The organism is Allobosea sp. CRIB-10, assembly GCF_900112185.1.
Taxonomy (GTDB): Bacteria; Pseudomonadota; Alphaproteobacteria; order Rhizobiales; family Beijerinckiaceae; genus Allobosea.
The window spans coordinates 1-8760 of record NZ_FOKP01000052.1; the positions used below are offsets into that span (position 1 = coordinate 1).

An 8760-nucleotide genomic window follows, 5' to 3' on the forward strand; every position below is an offset into this window, starting at 1 on the left:
GGCTTCTCGACGAAGAAGTTGCGGCGCACAAGATCATTGGCTGGCCGATTATCGGGGTCGCGCCTCGTCGTCGTGACGCTCCTGCGCCGGCTGGCGCCGACGAGACCTGCCGCGCTCATCAGGCGGGCCACACGCTTCTTGCCGATGGCCACTCCCTCGGCCTTGAACTCGGCATGGATCCGCGGTGCGCCATAGGTTTTGCGCGAGGCGGCATGGATCGTGCGGATCCTCCGGGTGAGGTCGAGGTCGGCTGTCGCCCGCGCCGAGGCGGGCCTGCCGCGCCAGGCGTAATAACCTGACGCGGAGACTTTGAAGACGTGGGCCATGGTCTTGATCGGGAAGACGGCCTGGTGCGCGCTCATGAACCGGAAAACCCGTTCGGGTTCGCCTTGCTCTCCCGCGCGAACCAGGCTGCCGCCTTTGACAGGATATCGCGCTCCTGGCGCAGGCGCTGGTTCTCACGGCGGAGGCGGATCAGCTCTTCGCGCTCCGCAGTCGTCGCACCGTCACTACGCTTGCCGGCGTCGCGATCAGCCTGACGGACCCAGTTCGCGATGGATTGCGCGGTCGGCTCGAACTCCCGCGACAGCTCTTCAGGCGTTCGCCCGGATCGGACCAACTCGACCATCTGCCGTCGGAACTCCGGCGGATATGCAGCTCGAAAACGCGGCATCGGACACTCCAGAAAATGACTTCAAAGGTGTCCACAAAACCGGGTCAACTCCAACTCCAGGCATATCGGCGAGGCGGCGCTGGAGCCCTCGGGCGCTTGGGCTCGCAACATGATTATGTCGAGCAGCCTGAAGTCCTTCGCGCGCCAGATGGCAGGCAGGCGTACCGACGACCCGGCATCTTCTGAACTGTGGAGGGGGCGGGGAGCGGCCACCGGGACAATCTGGGGCGCTCCGTGGCGGCCAGCGCTGCTACTGCGCAGGTTGCAGGTGGATATCGAAACTGCGTTCCAGAACAATCTTGCCTCCATGGATGACTGCGTACGTGGCTTGATAAAGGCCCTGTTCCCAACCCGCGGCAGGCTTCCTGGCGCCAGCATAAAGCAGGGTCTGAGCCTGATCCCGCTCAAGCGGCTTGGCTCGATTGTCGACAAGTGTTTGACCCGAGGGGTCTTTAAGGATCAATGATTGGACGTCGCCCTGCTTGAGGCCGATCCCCCGGACATAGGCGACAAGCGCGGGGCTGGCCAGATCGGGCTGCTGCTGCTGTACGTCTCCGGCTTCTAGCGCCGCCATAGGCACCGCAGCGGCGGCAAAACCCGAGTTAAGAATGGCCCGCGGCTTGTAGGCGAGCGAGGGACGAAGCGAACTTTGCCAGAGACTTTGGCCTTCTCCACACGAGCCAGGCGGGGAGCTATAGGCAAATGGGTCGGCCACTTGTCCGCGATGGCGGACTGTAAAATGGAGATGCGCATACTCGGTCAAGCCAGATAGGCCGATCTTCCCGATCGTTTGGCCGGCCTTCACGTGGTCACCCGCTTTCACACGCAGACTGCCCCGGGCCATATGGCAATACTGCGTTTGCCAGCCATCTGGATGTTCGATGATGATGGCATTGCCGCATTCGGTCCCCTTTACCGCGGCGGCCCTACCGGGCTCGCGCACGGATATATCCTCGACTCCGTCGCGGAGACGAAGAACCTGCCCGTCAGCGGCCGCCAGCACGTCAACGCCTGCTCGTTGTGCGGCCATCGTCGGTAAGCGGAAATCTGTCCCGTTGTGGCCGTCATAGCTCCGGCTACCGCATTGATAGTCCTTGGCCGAGGAACTGGGATCAGCGTCGACATAGTTTTGAATGAAGCAACTGCGCCCCACTTCGCATGCGACCGGAAGCGAGAAGCGCGGTAGCTCCTGGGCAGAGGCAACGCTTCCTGAGAAGAGCGCGATGAGCGGCGCGGCATTGCGGAAACAAAGGGCACTCAGCATGCGGTCAAAGGTCCTCGTTGGAAAAGCCAACCAAGCTCGACGCCGGAATCGAGCTGGCTGATTTCGACGATCTAATTCCCTGATTCGTCGATTGTTGGCTGAAAAGATGACGTGCCCCCATAGCGCGATTATCGGCTCGTTGACGTGTGGTTCTTTTTCAATCCTCCCCCGCATCAACATCCAATCTATCTCGGGGCAGGGATGGATCGGGTATTGCTGCCGCTTTCAGCATTGAAGTGGCTCATCGCGAGATTGAGGTCGAAGTTCAGCACGTCGAGCGCGAGATAGATACGATTGCTGATCGGCACCTCGCCCGACCAGCGTCTCACGTGTGCAAGAACGCCTTCGTCGCGTCGTGCATCTCACGTGCTCTCTCCGGCGACATGCTCAGTTTTGATCGCTGAACCATCACGCTTCATCGACCGGAGGCAACGGGCGGGCGCTATCAGAAAGCCGGCCGCGCAGGAACCCGCGCTAAATCGCCTCCTCCGCATCGGCCACAAGCATCGCCTGATCTTCGAGGAGAGCACGAATCGCCGCGCGCGCATCACCGCCAAATTCGGCCAGAACCTCATCAACTTCGGCCTGACGTGCCGCTTTATCGACAATTACCCGCCAGCGGAACTCCCGTGGGAGGAGCTGTTGCAATCTCGGCCGACGGCAGAGCGCGCCACGCTAACCCTGCCAGCGGCCTGCCCGCGTTGCTGGTGGTCACTACACGAGCGACGATTCAACGTGGATCGCTTCGAACGATTGAGACGCATGATAGCCTCCTGTGTGAAACGCAGGATATCACCAAAAGAGATAATTATGAAGCGATTTCAATAGGTTGAGCCAAGTTGCGTCGAGCCATTCGCTGACATTCAGAGGCATTCGCTGACAATACGAAAGAAGAGATCATGCGCCGTGCCGAACTGTCCCCCGCTGACCGGGCCAGCCAAACGGCCCGGCGCAACGCGATCAATTTGGAATTGCACCCCGAGACGGCGCATGGTGGAGATCGCCGATCCGATCGAGTGGACAACTTGTACACTCGGTCGTTCGCTGACGAAACCGCCGAGGCTACAGGCAAGGACGTCGTACAATTCGGCGTGACGCCGAACGCGGCGAAAAGGTCTGTGACGAAGCTCTGCGCCTCGTTCGTGGCGCAATCACGCCCTTGACGATACTGAGCGGCTGATGGTCACGAGTTCGGGTTGAGCCACGACCGGATCTGGACTGAGGATCGCTGGCTTCGGCTGGCGGAACCTTTCGTCACTAGCCGCGGCTCGACGCGCCAGGTCGATGAACGGCCGCTCGACGAAACGATGTAGGAGCGCTGATGCAGCAAGAGTTGTAGCCAGCACGAATACCGGAAAAAGGCCGAACCAAACCCAACCCGTCTTAGGTAGGAAAACTTGGCAAGCCATCGCGCCAATCATCACGATAGGGAAATGGCTGAGATAGATGCCGTAAGACCAGTCTCCGGCCCGGCTCGCTACCTTCGCGAACATGCCTTGAAATGAGGTCGTTCCGAGAGCAGAGGCCACAAGAAGCGTCGCGGGGCCGCCCCAAATGATCCAACGCCAAGATCCCGGATCACCGCGAAACGCGGCTAAGCTGAGCAACGCCGCCAGCACCAGTAGGAGCTTCATCACGCCGGGAAGAGCAAGCTTGCCGGAGCGGTGGAGCCCGTAAAGGCAAATCCCCGCAGCGAACTCCAGGATAATTGGGTCGGTCCAAAACTGCAGCGTCGGATTGGACGGATGCAACAGCGCTCCTAGCACAGCCAAGAGCACCAGCGTCACTACAATGATGACCAGCGCCTTCGCCCGCGGAAAGTAGAGTGCGGCTGCGAAGATCGCGTAGAAGGCCATTTCGTAGTTCAGTGTCCAGCCGATGGTCAGGATGGGAAATGTGAGCCCATCGGCATTCGCAACTGGCAGAAAAAGGAACGATGCCGCTACAGACGGCCACGAGGCATCGCTCCAAGCACGGCTACCGATCAGGCTAAAGGCGCAGATCATCACGCCCGTCATGAGCCAGTACATCGGCCCAACGCGCGCGACACGCCGCAGCAGGAAGCTTCGCCACGCGCCCGTTCTTCCGAAGAGAGAGTCGCCAGAATAGGCGATTATGAATCCCGAAATCACAAAGAAGATGTCGACGCCTGCGGAGAAGGGAAAGACCGCCATCGGCGCATCCTTCGGACCAAATCCCATGTAGCGGGTCGAGATTGCATTAGCGGTGTGTTCAGCGAGCACCAGGGTCGCGGCAAGGCCTCTCAAGCTTTGCAAGCCGTCGAATCGAATTGCAGAGGTCATGCCTTCGTTTGCCCCTCGTACGCGTGCTAGACGCACCGGAACATTCAGACACAGGTTTCGCAAGTTTTCGACACAATTTTGATGCTGCAGTCGCTCTGAAGGGCGCTTCGCTGCGCGGGAACCGGCGCGCGCGATGAGCGATCTGCTGCCGTCTCCGATAGGCCATGTGAGACTATGCCTTGCCCCCTGGCATCTGCCGGCGGGGTTTTTCTATTGCGGAACCCGTGGTGTCGCCACTCGTTCAATGAACACCTAACTGAGGAGGAAACCATGGACCATTCCAGGCACGCGCGTCTGTCCGTTAGCGCCGCATACCGCTCGATCTCGCTGACCAGCTGCGCCACGGCCGCGTCGCCGCGGTGCTGTTTGATGCCTCGGGCGCTCTCCTCTTTGGCGCCCTGCAGGCCGTAGAGCATCGCCCGCATCTTCTCCGGCTTCATGCCCGCGAGATAAGCGACCTCGCATTCGTGCTTCCACTCTTCCGAGCAGGTCGAGACCTCCCGGCCGGCGCGGCGGGCACGAGCAGGCGGCGAGCGCCAAAGCGGATTGTGACAGCTTGTAGGACTTGAGCATCTTCCTTTGCCACAATCTCGTCGTCGATTAGACGGGGCCGCCTGCAGCGACGCATCGATCGAGTGTCGCTCCGCTTCCGAGCGGAAGCTTATCCTCGCGAGCAAGACTGAGCCGTCTCCGAAGGTCCTGCGCGCATTTCTTTCGGACCGCGCCCGGGTGCCGCGCAGACTGCTCTGTTTGTGTGACAGCAATCGTTACGCGAAAGGTGGCGCAGGACGTTCCATCACCAGTACATCGCTTGAAAGCATAACTGTCACTGCCCGAGAACCCTGGGTTTGCGCGATATCTGACCCGAAGACTTTCGAATGAAAGGGTCCCCGATCGAGGGCCCGAAATCAACGAAGGCGGAGACAGGGTGGTGTTAGTAAGGCTGGAGACTGAATGTGTGCAGCGGCCGGTGTCGGTGACTGAGGATACCGTTGCCTCGTAGCCGAAGTTAAATCGAACCGGCTTTGAATTGCATCCGGCACTTACATCCTGAGCAATAATTACCGAGAGAGCGGCAAGCCAAAATCTATGCATAGCTCTTTACTCGCTAGTAGGTAGAAAATCTTAAAAGATCAATATCTTACCAATACGAGCTTGGCACGCAAAAATACAACATTACTTATGCACAACTGAGTTACCAGCGGCGCTCGATTCGATCGGCAAGTGACAGTTTGCAAGCGATAGATAGTTAAGATACGACATTCTAAGTCGCATATGGGACCGGATATTTCAAGTAGTTTCCAAATCACTCTATGTCATAGCTGCAGCAGCATTGGCTTTAGCTTCTCCGGTTTTTGCTCAAGAAGGCAGGACCGCGCACCAGGCTGGTATGGCCATTGCGAAAAAGCGTGGATACTCGAATACCACTTGCGATGCCGATGTTTTTGCGAGCTACGCCGCGAAGAATGCGCAAGGCCAGTGGAAAGCCCCGACCGGGAAGTCAGCAGTTGGCTACAAGAACGAGCAGCATGCAAAATGCGGCATTTCGATCTAAGCTGAGGGGACAACTCGACGAGTTCTGCCGCGCGTCGTGAGTTCGAGACAGCAGCGAGCAACAAGAACCCCGCTACATCAGCACTGACATCACGGACATCTAGAGCGTTTCCGGTTTAATCTGGGTCATATCCGGCGGCTTTCGGTCGGCGAGAAGAGGTCGACGATTGCGCCGACTGCGTCCCACAAGGCACTGATAGAGCGTTCTGCTCTGGCTCGCAGCATGGCCTTCAGCTTGGCGAAGGCATTCTCGATCGGATTCATGTCTGGGCTGTAGGGCGGCAGGAAGGACAGCGTCGCGCCTGCGCGCTCGATGGCTTCGCGGACGCCGGCCGGCTTGTGGGCGGGCAGATTGTCCATGATGACGATGTCCCCAGGCTTCAGTGTCGGGACCAGCACCTGCTCGACATAGGCGAGGAAGACGACGCCGTTCATGGCACCGTCGTAGACGAAGGGCGCCGTCATGCCGCCGAGACGCAGAGCTCCGGCGAAAGTGGTCGTTTTCCAATGGCCGTGAGGCACTCCGGCCCGGCAGCGTTCACCGCGCGGAGCCCGACCGCGCAGGCGGGCCATTTTGGTCGAGAGCCCGGTCTCGTCGATGAAGACAAGGCTCTGTGGATCGAGATCGGGCTGGGCCTCGAACCAGTCACGCCGCCGCTTCAGGACGTCGGGGCGCTCCTGCTCCAGTGCATGGGCGGACTTTATGGAATGGCTCGCCCCTTACCCTCGGCGCAAGATTGCGTCGGCCGCAAATGGCACGGAGGTGAGCCGATGAATGAGATCAGGGTTCTGGGAATCGATCTTGGCAAAGACGTTTGCAGCGTGGTCGGTTTCGACAGCGCGGGGCAGGTGCTGCTGCGTCGGCGGATGCGACGCGACAGTATCCTGAAGCTGGCGTCAGGAATGCCGAGCTGCGTCATGGCGATGGAAGCATGCTGCGGCGCCCATCATCTTGGCCGCCTGCTTCGCGAGCAGGGTCACGATGTGCGGCTGATGTCGCCAGAGTATGTTCGCCCGTACGTGAAGGCTCAGAAGAATGACGACCGTGACGCCGAGGCGATCGCGGAAGCGGCAACCCGCCCGACGATGCGCTTCGTCGATCTCAAGAGCGACGAGCAACTCGACATGCAGAGCCTGCATCGGGCGCGGGATCGGCTGGTTGGCGAGCGCACGACGCTGATCAATCAGTTGCGAGCGATCCTTCTGGAGCGCGGGATCGTGATGGCGAAGGGACGGCGCAAGCTCGAACTTCGACTGGATCAACTCCTTGCTGGCGAGGTGGCGATCAGCCGTCGGATCAGACAGCTCGTCGAGGACATGCGGGCCCAGTGGCGCGCCCTTGACGAGCGGATCGGCGCCTTCGATGCCGAGTTCGTTGCGATCGCGCGCGAGGATGCCGCAACGAAGCTCCTGGCGACGATCCCGGGGGTCGGCCCGTTGAATGCGACCGCCTTCGTCGCCTCGGTGGGAAGGGCGGAGACGTTTGGCCGGGGCCGGGATCTTGCCGCCTGGCTCGGCCTGGTACCTCGCCAGATGACGACCGGCGGCAGACCTAAGCTTCTCGGGATCAGCAAGCGCGGCAACGGCTACCTTCGCAGGATGCTGATCCACGGCGCGCGAGCGGCATTGCCGTCCCTGGCGAAGGGGCGGACGTTGCTCGGCGAATGGCTGCGGGGATTGCTCGCGCGAACGCATATCAACACCGCCGTGGTCGCGCTCGCGGCGAAGATGGCCAGGATCATCTGGGCCGTGTTGAGAAGCGGGCGCCCCTTCCAGGTGGAGGCGATGCCATCGGCTGGATGATCAGAGTTCGGCCTTAGGGGAGCGTCCTTCAGGCCAGCGTTGTCTGTGAGTGGATTGGAAAGATGGCCTGACAGTCGAACGGCGTGCCGTGATCCTGATCAAAAAAATGGCGTTAGACGCCGACGGCTTTATGAGGATCGGTACGCGCGAAAGCTCCATCTTGGCCGAGGCACGACCTCGAGACCGGATACGTTGGCGCAGACTGAAGAGCCGGAAAGAAATCCCTTGCAGGCGGGGCGAGCCATACGTTTTTTGAACGTCCAGCCTCGGCCTCCAAGCCAGGCGCTCAACGCGCTGCGGCGGATCGAGACGGTGCGTTCGCTCAGGAGCCGGGCCGCCATCTCGTGCAGCGTGATGTCCCGCTGTTCCTCGATCAGAGCGACGATGAAGGCCTCATGCGCATCAAGGCTCGACCCGCGACGCCTGCCTTGTACCCGCGCGGCCAATTCTCCCGTCCTGGCTCGCGCAATCCATCGGATCGCCGTCGAAATCCCGACCCCGAAACGGGACGCGGGCTGCCGAAGGATGACGGCCAGCGTTCGGCGATCGCGCCGAACAGGCTCGACCGTGCGTTCCATGCCGAGCGGCCGAACCAGCGCTGGATCGCCGATTTTACTTATGTCTGGACGGCAGAGGGCTGGCTCTATGTGGCGGCCGTGATCGACCTGTTCTCCCGCCGCGTCGTCGGCTGGTCGATGAAGGCCGAGATGACCGCGCAGCTCGTCACCGATGCGCTCGTGATGGCGATCTGGCGCCGCGGCAGGCCCGACGCGCTGCTGCATCACTCGGACCAGGGCAGCCAATACGCCAGCGAGCCGTTCCAGAGGCTGATGGCCGACAACGGCATCACCTGCTCGATGAGCCGCTCCGGCAACGTCTGGGACAATGCCGCCATGGAGAGCTTCTTCTCCTCGCTGAAGACCGAGCGGATCAGGGGCAAGACCTACCGGACGCGCGACGAGGCGCGGGCCGACGTGTTCGACTACATCGAGCGGTTCTACAAAGCCCTGCGCAGGCACTCGACCATCGGCTATCTCAGCCCGGTCGAGTTCGAAAAGAAGGTCGGATTTGGACGGTCCCCGGTTTCGTGGACAAAGCCGAGCCTCACGCCGACGCGCGTTCGAACGCTTCGGGACTGATGCCGCCGAGATGGCTGTGACGGC

General features: G+C 60.9%; 6 protein-coding genes and 2 pseudogenes. 3 read left to right on the forward strand and 5 right to left on the reverse strand.

Annotation, left to right across the window (positions count from 1 at the left end; genetic code table 11):
* The 3 genes from BMZ69_RS30435 to BMZ69_RS30445 form a co-directional block, all read right to left on the reverse strand.
* The coding region (locus BMZ69_RS30435) for an IS3 family transposase (protein WP_139219314.1) at nt 1-362 on the reverse strand (362 nt) is incomplete at its 3' end.
* Nucleotides 359-628: a hypothetical protein gene (locus BMZ69_RS30440; RefSeq protein ID WP_175507056.1), complete on the reverse strand. Its 270-nt coding sequence runs from the start codon at nt 626-628 to the stop codon at nt 359-361. The genes BMZ69_RS30440 and BMZ69_RS30435, both read right to left, overlap by 4 nt.
* Nucleotides 629-923: 295 nt before the next feature.
* Nucleotides 924-1937 (reverse strand): M23 family metallopeptidase, encoded by a 1014-nt coding sequence (locus BMZ69_RS30445; protein WP_092163767.1) that lies wholly within the window; start codon nt 1935-1937, stop codon nt 924-926.
* A 294-nt stretch (nt 1938-2231) separates the two neighbouring features.
* On the opposite strand from BMZ69_RS30445, the gene BMZ69_RS31830 reads away from it, so the two are divergent.
* Nucleotides 2232-2765, forward strand: a complete 534-nt coding sequence (locus BMZ69_RS31830) for a hypothetical protein (protein WP_175507057.1) — start codon at nt 2232-2234, stop codon at nt 2763-2765.
* Nucleotides 2766-3088: 323 nt separating this feature from the next.
* Here the strand turns inward: BMZ69_RS31830 and BMZ69_RS30450 are convergent, their stop codons facing one another.
* Together BMZ69_RS30450 and BMZ69_RS30460 are read right to left on the reverse strand one after the other, a co-directional pair.
* Nucleotides 3089-4240, reverse strand: coding sequence for an acyltransferase family protein (locus BMZ69_RS30450; protein WP_092163768.1), 1152 nt, complete (start codon nt 4238-4240; stop codon nt 3089-3091).
* Between the two features lie 1670 nt (nt 4241-5910).
* Nucleotides 5911-6493, reverse strand: a pseudogene (locus BMZ69_RS30460) (IS630 family transposase); the annotation flags it as partial.
* 72 nt (nt 6494-6565) lie between these two features.
* Between BMZ69_RS30460 and BMZ69_RS30465 the strand changes: the two are divergent.
* Nucleotides 6566-7597, forward strand: a complete 1032-nt coding sequence (locus BMZ69_RS30465; protein WP_024343475.1) for an IS110 family RNA-guided transposase — start codon at nt 6566-6568, stop codon at nt 7595-7597.
* A gap of 509 nt (nt 7598-8106) precedes the next feature.
* A pseudogene (locus BMZ69_RS30470) lies at nt 8107-8658 on the forward strand (IS3 family transposase); the annotation flags it as partial.
* Nucleotides 8659-8760: the final 102 nt, after the last annotated feature.